Consider the following 19,578-nt stretch of genomic DNA (forward strand, 5'->3'; position numbering starts at 1 on the left):
TCATCCCGGTAGAGCAGGATATCATCTTTTAATAAGACGCATTCCTCCGGGATCAGGCGTTTACGGTAAAGTATGGGGTTGGTCATGGCAGTACCTCCGATGGTATATTTTTTACAACGGTCAGGGAATCGTTCTCTACGAATTCCTGTTCCGAGGATTTACGCTTATAATAAGTAAGATTATAGGAATCCGGATCTGTCAGTTTTAAAAATTCACTTGGGGTACAGCCCGTAATTTCCTTAAATACCCGGTTAAATGTTCGAATGTTATTAAAACCGCAGTCAATGGCAATGTCTGTGACCTTGCTGCTGGTATTTTTAAGTTCGTTGGCAGCGTGCTCTACGCGTACCATATTCAGATAGGTGACAAAATTAATCCCGATCAGTTTTTTAAATACTTTGGAAAAGTGGCTTTCGCTGAAATTCATTTGCTTTGCGGCAAATGACAGCGTAATATTGTCGGCATAGTGTTCTTCCATATAAGATAAGAGCTGCTGCATGTCGTATAGCATGTTGATGCGTTTACTGGTGCTCTGCAGGCCGCTGTCATTCTTTGGCAGTCTGCGTTTCAGCAGATACCAGAATTCCCTTAAGGCGGCTGTAATGATCTCTTTGTAATAAGCTTCCTTGTTCTTAAGTTCCACGCCTACCCGGTCCAGCAGAGATACCAGCGTTTCATTCATGCCGTAGGATTCCAGCATTTCTCTGGTCACGCAGGGGTGGGAAAACTGGGAGTGGTGATAAAGAGAACTGATAATGCCAGGATCAAAGATAATGAATTCCAGGACATTCTCCATATTTGACGAGTCACTGTAATGGAAATCACCCGTGTCCACAATGACCAGGTCACCGGCGTGGGCAGTAAAAATATCATCATTGATGCTGAAATGGGCACTGCCCTGGCGGACATAAATAAATTCGATTTCCTGATGCCAGTGTGCCAGGAAGCTGATATTCTCATAGGATGAATGCCATACCATAAAATCGGAATCATAGGAACGGACTTCATGGAATGCTTTCATAGTATGTGTTTGACCTCGTGTTCTTTCAAATTCTGTTTTAAAACGTTTAACTCCATTTTTGTGTTGATGATATAGTATAACAAAAATCACAAAAATTGTCCATATCCTAACATAATTTTACGTGCAAAATGAAAAAATATGTTGTATACTTAGTACATAAAATGCGGACGGGATAAAACCGCATTGTGTAAAGTGTATAAACAAACCAAACAATTTATTAAAATGGAGGTAATTTCAAATGGCAGAAAGCAGATTGATCGGTGGATACCCAGTAATCGGAATCAGACCAACAATTGACGGACGTAGAGGCGCTTTGGATGTAAGAGGTTCTTTGGAAGAGCAGACTATGAACATGGCGAAATCAGCAGCTAAATTATTCGAAGAGAATTTAAAATATTCAAATGGTGAACCGGTTAAAGTTGTAATTGCAGATACTACAATCGGACGTGTTGGTGAGACAGCAGCCTGTGCTGAAAAGTTCAGAAAAGAAGGCGTTGATATCACATTGACAGTTACTCCTTGCTGGTGCTATGGTGCTGAGACAATGGATATGGACAAGAACACAATCAAGGGTGTTTGGGGATTCAATGGTACAGAGAGACCAGGTGCTGTTTACCTTGCATCCGTTCTGGCTACACATGCTCAGAAAGGACTTCCTGCTTTTGGTATCTACGGACATGACGTTTGTGATGCAGACGACACAGAGATTCCTTGTGATGTAAAAGATAAATTATTAAGATTTGGCCGTGCAGCTGTAGCAGCAGCTTCCATGAGAGGAAAATCTTATTTACAGATCGGTTCCATCTGTATGGGAATCGGCGGATCTATCATTGATCCTGCATTTATCGAAGAATACTTAGGCATGAGAGTGGAATCTGTTGATGAAGTAGAAATCATCCGTCGTATGACAGAAGGTATCTATGATGAAGCAGAATTCAAGAAAGCTCTTGCATGGTCCAAAGAAAAATGCAAAATCGGATTCGACAAGAACCCACCTGAATTACAGGTATCTGACGAGCAGAAAGAAAAAGATTTTGAATTCGTAGTTAAGATGATGTGTATCATCAAAGACTTAATGAATGGAAATAAGAACCTGGATCCGAAATTCTCTGAAGAAGCAATCGGACACAATGCGATCGCAGCAGGATTCCAGGGACAGAGACAGTGGACAGATTTCTATCCAAACTGTGATTTCCCGGAAGCAATGTTAAATACTTCCTTTGACTGGAATGGAGCAAGAGAGCCATATATCCTGGCTACAGAAAATGACGTATTAAACGGTCTTGGCATGATGTTCATGAAATTATTGACCAACAGAGCACAGATCTTTGCAGATGTTCGTACATACTGGAGCCCGGAAGCAGTTAAGAAAGCTACCGGATATGATATTGAAGGTGTTGCGAAAGATGCAGGCGGATTTATCCACTTAATCAACTCTGGCGCAGCTTGCCTCGATGCAAACGGACAGGCAAAAGATGAAAACGGCAATGGCGTTATGAAGCCATGGTATGACGTTACAGAAGCAGATCAGGATGCAATCATGAATGCAACTACCTGGAATCCTGCTGATAACGGATATTTCAGAGGAGGCGGATTCTCATCCCGTTTCTTAACAGAAGCTGAGATGCCGGTAACCATGATCCGTCTGAATCTGGTAAAAGGCTTAGGACCGGTTCTTCAGATCGCTGAAGGACATACTGTAAAACTTCCGGACGAAGTATCTGATAAATTATGGAAGAGAACAGACTATACATGGCCATGTACATGGTTTGCACCAAGAACAACCGGAGAAGGCGCATTTAAGACAGCTTACGATGTAATGAATAACTGGGGCGCTAACCACGGTGCAATCAGCTACGGACACATCGGAGCAGACTTAATCACAATGTGCTCTATGTTAAGAATTCCGGTTGCTATGCATAACGTACCGGAAGAAGACATCTTCAGACCAGCTTCCTGGAATGCATTCGGACAGGATAAAGAAGGTCAGGATTACAGAGCTTGTGCAGCTTACGGACCATTATACAAATAAAAATTTGTAATTATGATATTAGAACCATTGCATATGACCTAATGTGCAATGGTTCTTTTTGTGGTTTTATGGCTAAGTGTATGGGAGATGCAAATAGAAAAAAAGATGCTGTTGTTCTGTGATTTATTCGTAGGCGGCAGCGTTTTTTTATGATATACTAACAAACATAAAGTAAAGGTATAGTCTCAGAACAATAATTCATCCTGCGTGTTTCGCTGAATTATTTAAGCAATGATTTACTAGCCAGGTTTTGATTTTATAGAGAGGATTGTATTGAATGAAGATGAAAAAGAAATTAAAATTACAAAGTACCCTGTACGGACTTGCAGTGAAACAGGGGTTGAGTCTGGCGATTCCGTTCCTTCTGATCGGTTCATTTGCCCTTTTGCTGAATACTTTTCCGTGGCAGGCATACCAGAATGTTGTCCATGGATTACTAGGCGGAAAACTCTCGGAATTTTTTACAATTATCTATAATCTTACGCTGGGATCGTTAGCTTTGATCCTCATTTTTACCATAAGCATCTCTATTGGAAAACTGGTGGGAAAAGAGGATCTGAATTTCTATCCCACTATTGCGATCTGTTCCTATCTGGCTTTTCTGGGCGGGCTGCAAAACCAGACGGAGTATATTTTTGGAGCGGAATGGGTTTTTACAGCAATGTTTATTACGGTGTTGTCCTGTGCCATGTTTCGCCAGGGGATGAAATTTTACAATAAATTTGAAAAACTACATACAATTGGTGCGGATTACATTTTTAACCAGGCAATGCGGAGTCTGCTGCCTACGGTTGGAATTATTATACTGTTTACTATCCTTGGAATTGGACTGCGGGCAGTGATGGGGGATGGGAATATTATGAACTTTGGTTCCTATCTGTTCCTGAAACTGTTTGAAAAGATTGGTGGAAATATACTGGGGGTGGTTTTGTATATTTTCTTTTCTCATCTGCTGTGGTTTTTTGGCATACATGGGACGAATACCCTGGATGCGGTGGCGAAGCGGCTTTTTGAGCAGGGTATCGATGTGAATCAGGCTTTAATTGCGTCCGGAAGCCAGCCCACCGAGATCTATTCCAAAACATTTCTGGATGTATTTGTTTTTATTGGCGGCTGCGGTACAGCGCTTTGCCTGATTATTGCCCTGTTTGTGGCTGCAAAGAAGAGCCACAATAAGCGGCTTGCACAATTTTCCTGCGTGCCTGTGCTGTTTAATATCAGCGAGATAGTTGTGTTTGGCTTTCCTGTTATATTTAATCCCATAATGATTGTTCCATTTATCTTAACGCCAATTGTTATGGCCATTGTCAGCAGCTCAGCCATGACATTGGGTCTGGTTCCACTGGTAACGAATTCGGTTGAATGGACTTCTCCGGTAATTTTGAGCGGGTATACGGCTACAGGCTCTGTTGCAGGAAGCCTTTTGCAGCTTTTTAATATTGCAATGGGGGTATTTATCTATATCCCATTCGTGAAACGAAGTGAAAGGAAGCAGACGGAAGATTTCACACATGAGGTATTAATGATTCAGAAGGATATGCAGACGGGTGAAGAAAAGGGCAGAATTCCTTCCTTTCTGGATAACTCGTATGAATACAATTATGCTGCCAAGACCCTGGCTGTGGATTTGAATAATGCTATGAAACGAAAGCATCTGGAGCTGTTTTACCAGGTTCAGGTGCACCGGGACGGATCTGTCTATGGCGGGGAAGCGCTTCTTAGGTGGAAGCATCCGGTAGCGGGCTATATCTCACCTCCGCTGCTCATATCTCTGGCGGCGCAATCGGGATATTTAAACACCCTGGGGTACTATATTATTGAAGAAGCGTGCAGGAACATAGAAGAGATTCAGAAGGTTTACGACAAACCCATACATATTTCCGTTAATTTGTCTCCTTATCAGTTGGAGGAAGAGGACTTTGTGGACCGGGTCAGGGAAATTCTTGGGAAGTACACTTTTGGAAATGTAATCCTGGTATTCGAACTTACGGAGCGGGCACTTTTCAGTACAACAGATGCCATCATCAATCGGATCGAGCAGCTGCGTAAGATGGGAATTCAGATCAGTATGGATGATTTTGGAATGGGGCACAGCTCTTTGACTTACCTGCAGCAGAATGTTTTTGAAGAGGTAAAGCTGGATGGAAGTCTTGTAAAGCAGCTGATGAATAAACGTTCAGAAAATATTGTGCTTGGCATAATGCAGCTGGCGGAGTCTCTGCACTTTAAAGTGGTAGCGGAGTTCGTGGAGACGGAAGAGCAGCGGGATGTACTGGCGCGGCTGGGATGTGATATATACCAGGGATATTTGTACGGAAAGGCGGAACAGCTGGAACTGTTTCTGGAATATTTGAATTGTAAAAAGGATGAGTAGAAAGGGTATCCCCTTTCTCTCATCTTTTTTTCGTTAAGCTTTCATAATGTTCCTCCTGGCTCGCTCCCTTCTCTTGAAAAGCTTTTTATAAAGTTTGCTTGACCCCGAAATATAGTGCCTGCAGTACCAATGTTTTTGCGGGGATCCTAAAAGCTGACTGAATAGTCTAAAAAGTTGTATATATCTATGAAAAAAATGAAACATATGAAAGGATTATGAAACATATGAAACAATATTGACGGTCCTTTTACGGTAATATATAATGTATTTATCATAAAAAAAGAAAAATATTAATAAAAATTGTGCTATTTATACAAATAAAAAAGAACGGGTGGTGATGAAATGGGGTCAACAATACGGGAAGTTGCTCGTGCGGCTGGGGTATCACCGGCGACTGTATCACGATATTTTCATGGAACAAATGTTGTTTCGGATGATGCGGCGAGAAGAATCGAGGAAGCCGTAAAAGAGCTGGATTATGTACCGGTTCACAAACATATAGACCCGGGGGTTATTGCTGTTTTAATTCCGGATCTGAAGCTGGCATATTTTAGTGAAGTTTTAAAGGAGATACTGGAAGCGGCACCCAGATACCGTTATCGGCTGGTGTTTATTCCCACATCACCGGATGATGAAAGTTATAAACTGTTTTTCCGGGAATTGAATATCACAGGGGTTATCTATCTGGAAGAGAATATGAACAGCAGTATGATGAACTACATCGCTGCTAAGAATATTAAAATGGTGATGTTTGGGGGGATCAGCTCGGATGTCCGGTGCAAAATGATACATATAAATGATTTGTCGGCAGCGTATGAGGGGGCAAAATATCTGCTGGAATTAAGACATGAGAAAATACTGATTCTATCTGATTATCCCAAAAGCATCAGCTCAGGATTTCAGAGAATTACAGGGTGTAAACGGGCTTATGAAGAGTTTGGGGTGCCATTTGAGGAGGCGCTCGCAAAGTATGGGGATCTTACTTATGAAAATGGATACTGGCTTACCAGGCAGGCATTGCAGAAGGGATTGTCATTTAGCGCTGTATTTGCTTTCAGCGATGAAGCAGCAATGGGAGCAATCAGTGCACTTTATGAAAATGGTCTGTATGTGCCGGAACATATTTCGGTACTGGGATTTGACGGAATCAGTATGTCAGAGCATATAGCGCCCAAGCTTTGTACCATTGCCCAGCCCATTAAGAAGATGGTTGAACTTACGCTGAACACCTTTTTGGATCTGGAAAAAGAAGAAAATGTGGAGATTACAATTCCATATAAAATATTTAAGAGGGGAACCTGCAGAGAAAACAGAAAGAAAACGGAGGAAGGAAAATGAACAAAAAGAAAGTATTAGGGTTTACAATGGCGGCGGTAATGGCGGGGGCAGTTATGCTGGCAGGATGCGGCGGCAGCACCGGAACGGGCGGAAACAATAGTACCCCTAAATCAGAAAACGGAACATCTGAAGCGGACAGCAAGGAAGCGGGAAAAGTCAATATTTCGTTTTCACTCTGGGACGAAGTGCAAAAACCGGTGTTTGATGAAATTGTTGCTAAGTTTGAGGAGGAGCATCCGGATATTCATGTGGATGTGCAGCTGACCCCATGGTCTCAGTATTGGACGAAGCTGGATGCAGCCATGGGTGCGGACAGCGCGGCAGATGTCTTCTGGATGAATACTTATCTGCCGAAATATGCAGAGGCGGGGGTTCTGGAACCGCTGGACAGCTATATTGAGAAAGACACAATTCAGCTGAGTGACTATGTAGATGTGGTAGCCCGAGCTTACAATTATAATGAAATGCAGTATTGTATGCCAAAGGGGATGGATACCGTTCAGGTATTCTACAATAAATCTATTTTTGATAAATATAAAGTGGAGCAGCCAAAGGAAGGCTGGACCTGGGATGATATGAGGGCAGCAGCTGAACAGCTGAAGAGTCAGATTACTAAACAGGGCTCTGATGAATACCCGATCTTAATGGAATTAGATCCCCAGCCCTCGTTCTTTAACTTTATTGCCCAAAACGGAGGATATGTGCTGAGTGAAGATAATAAAACAGCCGGATTTGACCAGGCGGAAACGATAAAAGCATATCAGGATATCATAGATCTGATGGATCAGCAGTTAATGCCGGGCAGTGAAGTGCTTTCTGATACGAAAGGTACAGATCTGTTTTTGTCTCAAAAGGGAGCTATCCTTTTTATGGGATCTTGGAAGGCAGCCGTACTGGATGAATCCAGTTTTGCATCCGATATTGGAACGATTTCCATGCCAAAAAAAGACGAAAACAACCACAGTGTAATTGGCGGGTTGGGATTTGCCATGAATGCAGCCAGCAAAGAAAAAGATGCGGCATGGGAACTGATTAAATATCTCTCGGGAGAAGAGTCTAATAAAATGCAGGCAGAGGCAAAAATTGATATGCCCGCTCTAATCAGTGCCCAGAAATACTATACACCAAATTTTAAACATGTAGATGCAAATGTATTCTTTGAAGCTGCAAAGAATGGTGAACTATTCCCTACATCACCAAGTGTGGCGGATTGGCTGCCTTCTGTAAATGAAATTTCAGCAAAAATATTTGCAAAAGAACTTACACCGCAGGAAGGATGCCAGCAGATGCAGGAAGTTACCCAGAAGGCTTTGGACAGCGAATCATAAATTAGTTTTGGGGCGGTTGGGCAATAGCCCTTATGCCGCCCCGGATCAGGTTGGGGGAAATGCATGAAGACATATAAAAGTATCAAAAGGAAAGGAAAACGCAAGGAAATTATAGCAGGATACCTGATGATTTTGCCGTTGATGGCGGGAGTGGCTGTATTCTTTATCGGGGCCTTCTTTCAGAATATTTATTATAGCTTTACAAATAAATCCAGCTTCGGTGTGCCTAAATTTATCGGATTACAGAATTACATACAGCTATTCCAGGATGCGGATTTTTACAGGGCACTCCTGAATACACTGCTCTACGTGGTAATCTGTGTGCCTCTGGTGGTAGTATTGTCCGTTTTGCTGGCTGTTTTGTTAAATACAAAAGTGAAAGGTATCGGGTTGTACAGAGTCTGTCTGTTTCTGCCGGCGGTTACGCTGCCGGCGGCAATTGGACTTTTATGGAAATGGCTGCTGAATTATAAATTTGGACTGATCAATGAAATACTTGGGGCAGTGGGAATCGGACCGGTTGCCTGGCTGTCGGACTCCGGTGTTGTATTGATTTCAATCTCAGTAGTGTTTATATGGGCAAGTGTTGCTTACCAGGTGATCATTCTGCTTGCAGGGCTACAGGGCATCCCGGGCTGTTACCAGGAGGCGGCACGTATCGATGGGGCAAATGGAGTAAAGCGGTTTTTAAAAATTACCCTGCCGCTTTTGTCACCGTCTATTTTCTTCGTCTGCGTCACCACCATGATCAATGTATTTCAGATTTTTGACTTCATCTACCTGATGATACCCCAGGGAAGCAGTGGAACAGAAGCATCCAGGTCTCTTGTGACGTACTTTTTTGAGCAGTCATTTGTAAAGTTTCATAAGGGTTATGGCGCTGCGGTCAGCCTGATGCTGTTCCTTCTGATTCTGGTGATAACGGCAATACAGCTGGTATGCCAGAAAAAAATGGTATTTTACGATGACTGACATTTTTCTGGATTAATTGAATGTATGGAAAGGGGTAATACGGCATGAAAAGTAGAAAATGGCCGTTACATCTGCTTCTGGTTCTGTGTGTGGTTATTACAGTAGGACCGTTTTTGTGGATGATATTAACATCGTTTAAGACATATGAAGAGAGTATTCAGATCCCGCCGACTATTTTTCCGGAGATATTTACACTGGAGAGTTATGGAGAGGTGGTTCATAAATTTCCGTTTTTAGATTTTTACCGAAATACTTTTGTGGTTCTGTTTTTTACGATTGTAATTGAATTGACGATTTGTTCTATGGCGGCGTACGCTTTTGCAAGGCTGGAGTTTCCGGGAAGGGACGCCATTTTTATCCTGTTACTGGCACTGCTCATGGTACCGGGTCAGATCTTCCTGGTTCCAAATTACGATATTATGGTGAAGCTGGGGCTTGCGGATACGGTGACGGCTTTGTGGATTCCCAAAGTATTCAGCGCATTTGGAACATTTATGCTGCGTGAGTTTTTTAAGGGGCTGCCGGGATCTCTGGATGAAGCCGCTAAATTGGATGGCTGCGGTTATTTTCAGATTTACTATAAAATTTTGCTCCCGTTAATCAAGCCGGCACTTTCTTCTCTGGCAATATTAACAGCCATCTCTACGTTTAAAGATCTGATGTGGCCGCTTATTGTTAATAATGCAATGGAAAAAATGACACTTTCCGCTGGTCTTGCCATGCTGATTGGAGAACACACAACGTATTATCCCCAGGTAATGGCAGGGGGAATCATCGCAATTCTGCCTATGATTCTGATATTCTTTTTGTTCCAGAAGCAGTTTGTGGAAGGAATAGCGGCGACAGGAGTGAAGCAATAACATCTGGAACTTGAAATTTGTGTTAAGCAGGTAAAAATTAACCTTGTTCATAATTAAGAAATAGCACAAGCAAGCTTGCGCTACTGAGGGGGTATAAATATGATTGATTTGTTAGCAGTCTGCGCACATCCCGATGATCTGGAGGTGTGCGCCGGAGGAATCTTTGCCAAGGCAAAAAGAGAGGGATGTACCACAGGACTTGTGATCATGACCAGGGGAGAATCCGGTGGTTATGCAGAGCAGAGCACCCGGGAAGCGGAAGCAGAAAAGGCAGCCTCTGTTCTGGGGCTGGATTATTTCGCCATGCTGGACTTCCCGGATGCGGGGGTGGAGTTTGGGCAAACTGCCATAAAGGCTTTGATCCCCCATCTGAGGACATGCGCTCCACGTTATGTTTTAACTCTTCATGAGGATGATTACCATCCTGATCATGTGGCGGTATCCAGGATAACCAAAGCAGCCTGCTTCACCGCAGGACTTAAAAAACATTCCCAGGATGGAACCGACTGGCATTATGAGGCTGTCTTGTATTTTAGTGCAGACAGGAGGACGAATAAAAGAAGACCGGATGTATATGTGGACATTTCAGATGTACTGGATGTGAAGGAAGCAGCCTGCAGTGCCCATCGTTCACAAAATATTCTGCCATATGCAATGCAGATGGCAAAAGAATATGGAGTATGCGCAGGATGTGATTGGGCGGAAGGGCTTTATCTGGAGCAGAGCATAACTTTAGACAGTATCACAGGCTTGATCAGAAAGCAGTTTTAAGACGCTCAAAAGAAATTTGCGAAAGAAGGTTTTTAGAAATGAAAAAAATCGAATTAGGCACCTGTCTTCAGCTTCTGAGGGAAGAAATTGTTCCGGCGCTGGGATGTACGGAACCAGGTGCTGTGGCTCTGGCGGCGGCATGCGCAAAAGAAGCATTGGGGTGTAGTTTTCAGCACATGGATATCCAGGTCAGCGGTAATATGCTGAAGAATGTAAAGAGCGTATCTATTCCCAATACAGGGGGACTAAAAGGCGTAGCTGCCGCAGCGCTCTGCGGTATTGCCGGGGGTTCTCCCGACAGGAAACTGGAGGTGTTAAGCACACTGACCAAAGAAGAGACAGACCGGGTGCGCGCCATGCTGGAGGAGAAAGACCGCTGTACGCTGTCTCTGGCTGAGACGGATGAGCCCCTGTACATTAGAGTGCGCCTTACAAACGGCGATAACTGGTCTGAGGCTGAAATACAAAAAAGCCATATGAACATTACCAGGGTGGTGCGTAATGGAAAGGATCTTACCCGGGAATACCGTCAAAAAGAATGTCTGGGAGCAGAGGTGAAAAATGCAGATGCCTTAAAAATGCGGGACATTTATGAATTTGCCCAGGCAGTATCCTTAGAAGAACTGATCCCCATACTGGAGCCTCAGATCCGTTACAATGTGAAAATTGCAGAGGAAGGAATCAAAGAAAATTATGGAGCCAGTGTGGGGCGGCACCTGGTGGAACTGGAAAGAGGAAACCGCTATGGGGTACTGGCGGGTTATGCCGCGGCAGGAAGCGATGCCAGGATGAGCGGCTGCAGCCTTCCCGTGGTTGTAAATTCCGGAAGCGGGAACCAGGGCATTACGGTATCGGTTCCGGTTGTTCTCTATGGACGGGAGACCGGTGCTTCCGAAGATGCGCTTTACCGGGCACTGGCATTTGCCAATCTGGTCTCTATCCGCCTGAAATCAGGGATTGGTAAATTATCTGCTTACTGCGGTGCAGTCAGCGCGGGATGTGCTGCAGCCTGCGGGATTGCCTATCTGGATTATGCGCCGTTTCCGGTGATAGAAGATACGATTACCAATACATTGGCAGCCGTTTCCGGCGTGATCTGTGATGGGGCGAAGCCATCCTGTGCTGCAAAGATAGCTGCAGGTGTCCAGGCAGGACTGCTGGGATATGAAATGGCGAAAGACGGATGCCGTTTCCGGGAGGGAGAAGGAATTGTAGGGAAGGATCTGGAAACGACCATTGCCTATGTAAGCCGTGTAGGAAGAGAAGGAATGCAGGATACCGACCATAAAATACTGGAAATTATGATGGCGCAATAGAGAGGAGACAAGATGAGACCGGCTGATCGTATTCAAATAATCTGTGCAAGACAGGGGGGATGGTTATGAAGAAAGGTGTGGCAGGATTTGGCATTGCAAATATCGATTTTATTTTTGGAAATTCACCCAGAATGCCCGGACTTGGAGAGGAAATTTACAGTGAAAGCTGTTCCAGGCAGTTAGGCGGAGGCCCGGTTGCTACGCTGATTCAGCTGGCGAGGCTGGGAGTGCCGGTGGAGCTGGCAACTTATGTGGGCACCGGACCGCTGAGCCGGTTTCTGGCTCAGGAGCTTAAGAAGAACCGGGTGGAATATAAGAACATGCTGGCAAGCCGTGAACCCGATCCGGTTACACTGAGCTGCATCGTTTCCTGCAGGGAAGACCGGGGGATTATCTCATATAAACCCAGGGAGGAATGTTTTGCGGTAGATGAGCAGCAGCTTTATCAGTTCTATCGTGGGCGAAAAATTGCTTACGTAACCATTGAACAAAGACACCTGTGCCGGCGGCTGAAGGATGCCGGATGCATCGTTGTAATGGATTCAGCATGGAGTGACGCTCTCAGCCTGGAATGGTACCATGAGATTTTTCCATATGTTGATTATTTTATTCCCAATGAGTGTGAAGCAATGAAAATTACAGGTACAGAAAATTCCGGGGATGCGCTGAGAGAGCTGTCTAAATATCTGAACACGGCAATTATTAAAACCGGACATCAGGGATGTCTTCTCCTGGATCATGGAAATGAGATCCGAATACCGGCGTCTCCGGCAGAGCATGTGGATTCAACCGGTGCCGGTGATGCATTTGCAGCCGGTTTTATGTATGGGCTGTATCATAATTGCAATGTGATAGAGTGTATTTGCTATGGTAATATTACCGGAGGAAATGCGGTAACGAAAATAGGCTGCCTGGCGGCTGAAATGAATGAAGACAATCTGAGAGCAGAATTTAAAAAGATTTACGGTAAGTTACAGACTAAAGAGCCTGTAAAGAAGCAATTTTCAAACAGACTTTAAAAAGACGGATGATGAAGGTTTCCCCTCATCATCCGTTTTCTGTCAGCATGCCAGTATATTCTGGGCATCCTTTACATAATTATCCACGTCTTCTCTTGTAATACAGGGATTGTGATTCCACTGGCTTGGATGGCTGATGCCAAGGGTCCTGCGCATTTTCTTATAATACTCTTCGGTTTCTTTGCTTTCAAAATTCAATTGTGTCATAGATTCCTTCTCCTTTCATGATACATATAAATCCCCAATAATCCTATGTGCTGCAGAGCCTGTTTGAAAATTCATTCCTGCCATTTGCACGCCCCGCTTTGGTATACCGGCTCCAAGTTCAGGCTGAGCAGCCCGCTATGCCCCTTTTTGGAACGAATTCCTATAAAGTGTGCCGTGCCGCACAGCAGTCAGGAAACAATTTTTAAACAGGCTCTAAATTAAATATAGCACTTCCAGAGGAAAGTTCAAGTGATAATTTCCGGGATACGAGCAATCCCGGGAAAGTTCAAGAGTAAAGATTGCGGGATACGAGCAATCAGGGAAAGTTCAAGAGTAAAGATTGCGGGATATCAGCAATCAGGGAAAGTTCTAGAGTAAAGATTGCGGGATACGAGCAATCCCGGGAAAGTTCAAGAGATCATATAGCAGGATACGAGCAATCCTGGAAAAGTTCAATGCTAAATGCGGGTTAGTTAGAGGCATGGGAATGTTTTTGATTAATTTATTGCACAAGCCAGTAGGGTGATATATAATAAATATATTATAAATACGGAGAAATGAAAGTCAGTAAAGGAACGGGAAGAGAGGAAGAGATGGAGAAGAGATTACGTAATCGTCGAATTCTTGACATTGTATTGATTATTTTGGTAATCGCGGCTGCAGGTATCCTGTTTGCAAAGCTCTTTTATAATAGTTCCCAGAAAAAAGTGCTGAGTAATCTGGCAGAAATCTCAAATCAGAGTGCGAAAGTATTTCAGCGGGAAGCAGAAAAAGGGAAAGATATCATCAGTAATCTGGCAATCTTGCTGGGGCAGCATGATACTTGTGAAGTAAATGAATTAATTGAGGAAATAAAACCGGTAGATGAATCCAATGACTTTAAAAGAATGGGCATTATTATGCCGGATGGAGCTGCATATACCACTGATGGTGTTGTGATGGATCTGGATGGACGGGATTACTTTAAAAGATCAATGGATGGAAGCGTTATGATGTCGGATACCTTAAAGGATGTGGAAGGCGGAGATAAGATCAATGTTTACAGTGCTCCGGTTAATTTTCGGGATGGATTCCGCTGTGTTCTTTTTGCGACGCTTGAAACCAGTAATTTTAAAAGCGCCCTGGCTGAAACAATCTATTCGGGGGAAGGCTACAGCTATATAATCAAAGGAAACGGCGATTATATTGTAGGAGAAGGGGCAAGCCATGAAGAAAAGCAGTTTGATAATATTTACAGTTTTATGCAGGAACGGTCGGGAAAAAACGAAAGTGCTGTAAAAGAACTGAAGAGAGGGGTAAGCAAGGGCGATAATGGGTATGTAGTTTTTCGGGACGAGATGGAATACTACATGTATTATCAGCCATTATCAGTTAACCAATGGTTCTTACTGACGGTTGTTCCGGGAAAAGTTATCAAACAGAGTATGGGTGAAATCTTAACCCTGGCATATTTGTTTATATTCTTCTGTTCCTGTCTGATTATCATACTGATTCTACAGATCAACCGTATCCGACAGGTCAGCAGAAAAGACCTTGAGAAAATAGCTTTTACGGATGAAGCAACCGGTATGACTAATTTTAATAAGTTTAAGGTGGAGGCTAAGCAGATTCTGGAAGATAACCATGATTTGAAATATGTGGTGGTTTGTTTTAATATTCATAAATTCCAGTACATAAATGATCTGTTTGGATATGCGGAAGGAGACCGGGCACTCACCTATGTAGCCGGGGTTATTCAGGAACACCTGAGAGATAAAGAAGCATTTGCAAGAATGCTTGCCGATCATTTTGTGGCGCTGCTTCAGGAAAAGGACAAAAGAGAGCTTAAGGGCCGTGTGGAAGATATCATTGCCCATCTGCAAAGCCGGACGGATTTTGGCGGAAAGCATTATGAGATTAAAGCAACAGCCGGGATTTATCAGATTGAACCGGGGGTAGATGAAATTGATACCATGGTGGACAGAGCCAAGATGGCGCTGAACCGTCCTGAAGGGGAACTGCTTCAGGTATGCTGTTATTATGATGATACGATGCGGGACCGAAAGATCCGAACCAAGGATATTGAAGACCACTTTGAAACAGCACTGGAAAAACGGGAGTTTATTATTTATTATCAGCCGAAGTTCGACATTGAAAAGCAGTGCTATGACGGTGCAGAAGCATTGGTCAGGTGGCAGAGCCCGGAAAAGGGCCTAGTCACACCGGGTGAGTTTGTACCTGTTTTTGAAAATAATGGTACCATTGTACAGCTTGACCAGTATATTTTTGAAGAGGTCTGCAGGCAGATTAAAAAATGGCTGGAGGATGGCTATGAGGTGGCGCCCATTTCCGTGAATGTGTCGAGGCTTCATCTGTACCGCCAGGACTTTGTGGATACGTATCTGAATATAATAAATAAATATAAGGTACCGGTACATCTGATTGAACTGGAGCTTACGGAAACCGTCTTATTGGATAATGAAGAAATTCTGGTAGGAATTCTTGAAAAATTCCATCAGAGTGGAATTCACATTTTAATGGATGACTTTGGATCCGGCTATTCCTCCTTAAATACCCTTAAGAATATCCCTATTGACCTTCTGAAAATGGATAAAACGCTTATCGACGATTACGAAAATAATTCCAGAAGCAAGAAGATCATAACCAGTGTAATCGCTTTGGCGCGGGAACTGGGTATTAAAGTAGTTGCCGAAGGGGTGGAAACTAAGGAACAGTATAAATTTCTGGAAAGCATTTCCTGTGATTATATTCAGGGATACTATTGCTCCAGACCAATACCCCAGGCAGATTATGAAAATCTTTTAAGGCGGAACAGCCTGGAAACGGGATGTAAATAAGCAACATGGTATCAGCGCTCGGAGAGTATAACGCCTCCTACAATAAGCAGTGCGCCCAGCAATCCGGTAGGTGTGATCTGTTCTTTCAGGATGAAAAAGGCGGCAACCATCGTGATAAACGGATTTAAGTAGATATAATTATTAGTTTTAATAATACCGATCTTTTTAATGGCAACATTCCAGGTTATATAACAGATGGCGCTTCCCAGTATTCCCAGAAACAGCAGGCAGATAACAATCTCTGTATTAATTGCTGCGGGGGGCAGGAGGCGTTTTTCTGATACCACCATCATGATATAGGAGCTGGCAAAGCCATAGAATATCACTTTACTGGTCAGAGCAAAATTATCGTATTTATTGATATACTTTTTTAGAAGTATGGAGTAAACTGCCCAGCAAAGAGCTGCCAGAATTGCCATGCCATCACCAAGCGGATTCAATTTCAGAACCACAGCCCCATTAAACACAACCATGACTACGCCAATGATTGCTATGATAAAACCAAAGATAATATTCTTTTTTAATTTTTCATCTTTGGTAAAAAAATGTGCCAGGATTGCGGTGAATATGGGGGCGAAGGCAACTAAAATACTGACATTGGATGCCTGGGTAAAGGAAAGTGCAGTATTTTCGAAAAAGTAGTATATCGTCACACCGGACATGGAAAGCAGGAAGATTCCGGCTTCATCTCTCCAGTTGTGCTTCAGTGTAAATTGCCGGTTCATGACACAGATCAGAAGCAGTCCGATATATGAAATAAAAAAGCGGAGTACCATTATCTGTGTAGCGCTGAAATAATCCAACAAGATTTTAGTTGCAATAAAAGTGGTGCCCCATACAATGATGGTAAGCAGTGCCAATATGTGGCCGGCCTTTTTTTGATCCGGATTCGTCATGAGATTTAGCTCCTTCGTTGTCTTATGTAGTATAGAAACAGTCTATAGATAAAAGAAAAGGATGTCAAGAGTGGATGACAGTTTAACTGTCAGATTGTGTGACAGAGAGGGTCGTAGAGAGGATGGAAGTGAGAATGACAGAGAAGATACCGGGATATCGTCTTACAGAAATCCCTGCTTGACAAATGAAATTATTTATTTTAGAATGACCATATTAAGATATAACAATATAGCGAAGAAAAGGATTAGTACATTTTGGAAGCTTTTCAGAGAGAGAATCAGTTGGTGTGAGATTCTTATGCGGAGAAGATGGAACCTGCCTTGGAGCTTTGCATGAAAATGCAACGTGGTTCCGGCGTTAACGGGAGTTTGAGAGAATGGCCAGTGTTTTGGCTGTTAATTAGGGTGGTACCGCCGAAGCGTATAAGCTATCGGTCCCTTATGTATTGGCATAGGAGGATCCGGTAGTTTTTTTGTGCTCTAAAGCAAACACGCTTTCAAGCGGAAAAGGGTCATCCCCCGAAGCAGAATTTAATAGAAAAAGGAGAGTCAGAACAATGGCAAAGGACAAAAAATTAGTAGAAGCCATCACGTCGATGGAAGAAGATTTTGCGAGGTGGTATACCGATGTTGTAAAGAAGGCAGAATTGATTGATTATACGAGTGTCAAAGGATGTATGGTCATTAAGCCGGCTGGTTATGCGATCTGGGAGAATATTCAGCATGAACTGGACCGCCGCTTTAAAGAAACAGGGGTAGAAAATGTATATCTCCCTATGTTCATTCCGGAAAGCCTGCTGCAGAAAGAAAAAGACCATGTAGAGGGATTTGCTCCTGAAGTAGCATGGGTTACCCATGGGGGACTGGAGCCGTTACAGGAAAGATTGTGTGTACGCCCTACCTCAGAGACTTTGTTCTGTGATTTTTATGCGAAGGATATCCATTCACACCGTGATCTTCCAAAGGTTTATAACCAGTGGTGTTCCGTAGTACGCTGGGAAAAGACAACAAGACCGTTCCTTCGTTCCAGAGAATTCTTATGGCAGGAGGGTCATACCGCTCATGCTACCGCAGAAGAGGCGGAAGAAAGAACAAAGCAGATGCTGAATCTCTATGCTGATTTCTGCGAAGAGACACTGGCGATCCCGGTAATTCGCGGACAGAAGACGGATAAAGAAAAGTTTGCAGGTGCAGAAGCAACCTACACTATTGAATCACTGATGCATGATGGAAAAGCACTGCAGTCAGGAACCAGTCACAATTTTGGTGACGGATTTGCAAAGGCATTTGGTATCCAGTTTGCAGATAAAGATAATACTTTAAAATATGTTCATCAGACATCCTGGGGAATGACGACCCGTATGATTGGTGCCATCATCATGGTACATGGTGACAACAGCGGACTGGTACTGCCTCCAAAGATCGCACCTGTACAGGTTATGGTGATTCCGATTCAGCAGAAAAAAGAAGGCGTTCTGGATAAAGCATTTGAGGTGAAGGACACCTTGGCAAAAGCAGGACTCCGCGTAAAAGCAGACGATTCGGATAAGAGCCCGGGATGGAAATTCTCCGAGCAGGAAATGCGCGGCGTACCAATCCGTATTGAGCTGGGCCCCAAAGATATCGAAGCAGGCCAGGCGGTGATTGTAAGACGTGACACCAGAGAGAAGACAGTTGTTGCGTTGGATGAGATTGCAGGCAAAGCAGCAGAAATCTTGGAAACGATGCAGGCAGATATGCTGGAACGTGCCAGAATCCACAGAGATACCCACACCTATACCGCTCATAATTTAGAAGAGATGAAACAAATCGCGGATGAAAAGCCGGGCTTTATCAAAGCGATGTGGTGCGGATGCCAGGAATGTGAAGATGCCATGAAAGAAGAAGTGGGCGTGACTTCACGTTGTATTCCATTTGTACAGGAAGAAATTTCAGGTGTATGTGTGCATTGCGGCAAACCGGCGAAGAAGATGGTATACTGGGGAAAGGCTTATTAAATGGATAACGCACTATATACAACCAGACCTCAGGCAGCGGGGCGTCTGGAAAAGGAAATGGCGGTTTACGATGTGTTGGAACAATTAGATATTCCGTACACAAGGCTGGACCATGAAGTAACGCCTTCCATAGATGCATGCCATGAAGTAGATAAAAGGCTGGGGATAGAGATCTGTAAAAATCTATTCCTGTGCAACAGTCAGAAGACACAATTTTATTTATTGTTAATGCCGGGATTGAAGAAATTCAAGACCAAGGATTTGTCCAGCCAGTTACAGGTGGCGAGACTTTCCTTTGCAAACGAGACTTATATGGAAGAATTTTTAAATATTACGCCCGGCTCTGTCAGTATCATGGGACTTATGAATGACCGGGATCAGCGGGTACGTTTAGTGATTGACCGGGAAGTGGCAGAATCAGAATATATGGGATGCCACCCCTGTATCAATACCTCCAGCCTGAAAGTGAAGACGAAAGATATTCTGGAGAAATTTCTTCCTTTTACGGGGCATGATTATACGGTGGTGGATCTATAGCAAGTTATAGCATATGCCTTCCTTTAAATGCTTTCGCTGGCAGTAGAGATTTTGAGGAATGAAATGGTAATAA

16 protein-coding genes and 1 other annotated feature are annotated in these 19,578 nt (G+C 43.5%); of the genes, 12 read left to right on the forward strand and 4 right to left on the reverse strand.

Annotation, left to right across the window (positions count from 1 at the left end):
- Window positions 1-82: 82 nt before the first annotated feature.
- On the reverse strand, window positions 83-1,021 hold the full coding sequence (locus ACH2DQ_RS14765) for a helix-turn-helix domain-containing protein (RefSeq protein WP_394910953.1): 939 nt from the start codon (window positions 1,019-1,021) through the stop codon (window positions 83-85).
- A 238-nt stretch (window positions 1,022-1,259) separates the two neighbouring features.
- Here ACH2DQ_RS14765 and ACH2DQ_RS14770 point away from each other — a divergent pair, with 238 nt between their 5' ends.
- The 9 genes from ACH2DQ_RS14770 (at window position 1,260) to ACH2DQ_RS14810 (ending at window position 13,031) form a co-directional block, all read left to right on the forward strand.
- The gene (locus ACH2DQ_RS14770) at window positions 1,260-3,053 is read left to right on the forward strand and encodes an L-fucose isomerase (RefSeq protein ID WP_394910954.1); all 1,794 of its coding nucleotides are present in this window, start codon (window positions 1,260-1,262) and stop codon (window positions 3,051-3,053) included.
- A 277-nt stretch (window positions 3,054-3,330) separates the two neighbouring features.
- On the forward strand, window positions 3,331-5,427 hold the full coding sequence (locus ACH2DQ_RS14775; protein ID WP_394910955.1) for an EAL domain-containing protein: 2,097 nt from the start codon (window positions 3,331-3,333) through the stop codon (window positions 5,425-5,427).
- Between the two features lie 342 nt (window positions 5,428-5,769).
- Entirely contained in the window at window positions 5,770-6,765 is a 996-nt protein-coding gene (locus ACH2DQ_RS14780) for a LacI family DNA-binding transcriptional regulator (RefSeq protein WP_394910956.1), read from the forward strand.
- Complete coding sequence (locus ACH2DQ_RS14785) at window positions 6,762-8,093, forward strand: ABC transporter substrate-binding protein (RefSeq protein WP_394910957.1); 1,332 nt, start codon at window positions 6,762-6,764, stop codon at window positions 8,091-8,093. The genes ACH2DQ_RS14780 and ACH2DQ_RS14785 overlap by 4 nt, the downstream gene beginning before the upstream one ends.
- Before the next feature lie 63 nt (window positions 8,094-8,156).
- On the forward strand, window positions 8,157-9,065 hold the full coding sequence (locus tag ACH2DQ_RS14790) for a carbohydrate ABC transporter permease (protein ID WP_394910958.1): 909 nt from the start codon (window positions 8,157-8,159) through the stop codon (window positions 9,063-9,065).
- A 44-nt stretch (window positions 9,066-9,109) separates the two neighbouring features.
- Window positions 9,110-9,925, forward strand: coding sequence for a carbohydrate ABC transporter permease (locus ACH2DQ_RS14795; RefSeq protein ID WP_394910959.1), 816 nt, complete (start codon window positions 9,110-9,112; stop codon window positions 9,923-9,925).
- A gap of 99 nt (window positions 9,926-10,024) precedes the next feature.
- Window positions 10,025-10,696, forward strand: coding sequence for a PIG-L deacetylase family protein (locus ACH2DQ_RS14800; protein WP_394910960.1), 672 nt, complete (start codon window positions 10,025-10,027; stop codon window positions 10,694-10,696).
- 38 nt (window positions 10,697-10,734) lie between these two features.
- Window positions 10,735-12,012 (forward strand): serine dehydratase subunit alpha family protein, encoded by a 1,278-nt coding sequence (locus ACH2DQ_RS14805; protein WP_394910961.1) that lies wholly within the window; start codon window positions 10,735-10,737, stop codon window positions 12,010-12,012.
- Window positions 12,013-12,077: 65 nt separating this feature from the next.
- Complete coding sequence (locus ACH2DQ_RS14810) at window positions 12,078-13,031, forward strand: carbohydrate kinase family protein (protein WP_394910962.1); 954 nt, start codon at window positions 12,078-12,080, stop codon at window positions 13,029-13,031.
- A gap of 42 nt (window positions 13,032-13,073) precedes the next feature.
- Here the strand turns inward: ACH2DQ_RS14810 and ACH2DQ_RS14815 are convergent, their stop codons facing one another.
- Window positions 13,074-13,238: a hypothetical protein gene (locus ACH2DQ_RS14815; protein WP_394910963.1), complete on the reverse strand. Its 165-nt coding sequence runs from the start codon at window positions 13,236-13,238 to the stop codon at window positions 13,074-13,076.
- A gap of 15 nt (window positions 13,239-13,253) precedes the next feature.
- A complete protein-coding gene (locus ACH2DQ_RS14820) occupies window positions 13,254-13,343 on the reverse strand; it encodes a DUF6783 domain-containing protein (protein ID WP_394911156.1) in 90 nt (29 codons plus the stop codon).
- Window positions 13,344-13,831: 488 nt separating this feature from the next.
- On the opposite strand from ACH2DQ_RS14820, the gene ACH2DQ_RS14825 reads away from it, so the two are divergent.
- Window positions 13,832-16,075, forward strand: coding sequence for an EAL domain-containing protein (locus tag ACH2DQ_RS14825; protein WP_394910964.1), 2,244 nt, complete (start codon window positions 13,832-13,834; stop codon window positions 16,073-16,075).
- A gap of 11 nt (window positions 16,076-16,086) precedes the next feature.
- Here ACH2DQ_RS14825 and ACH2DQ_RS14830 read toward each other — a convergent pair whose 3' ends face one another.
- Window positions 16,087-16,971, reverse strand: a complete 885-nt coding sequence (locus ACH2DQ_RS14830) for a DMT family transporter (RefSeq protein ID WP_394910965.1) — start codon at window positions 16,969-16,971, stop codon at window positions 16,087-16,089.
- Window positions 16,972-17,197: 226 nt separating this feature from the next.
- Window positions 17,198-17,414: a binding site (T-box leader), on the forward strand.
- A 114-nt stretch (window positions 17,415-17,528) separates the two neighbouring features.
- Here ACH2DQ_RS14830 and proS point away from each other — a divergent pair.
- Together proS and ACH2DQ_RS14840 are read left to right on the forward strand one after the other, a co-directional pair.
- On the forward strand, window positions 17,529-18,968 hold the full coding sequence (gene proS, locus ACH2DQ_RS14835; protein WP_394910966.1) for a proline--tRNA ligase: 1,440 nt from the start codon (window positions 17,529-17,531) through the stop codon (window positions 18,966-18,968).
- Window positions 18,969-19,505, forward strand: a complete 537-nt coding sequence (locus ACH2DQ_RS14840) for a prolyl-tRNA synthetase associated domain-containing protein (RefSeq protein ID WP_394910967.1) — start codon at window positions 18,969-18,971, stop codon at window positions 19,503-19,505.
- Window positions 19,506-19,578: the final 73 nt, after the last annotated feature.

This window comes from Robinsoniella sp. (assembly GCF_034124845.1).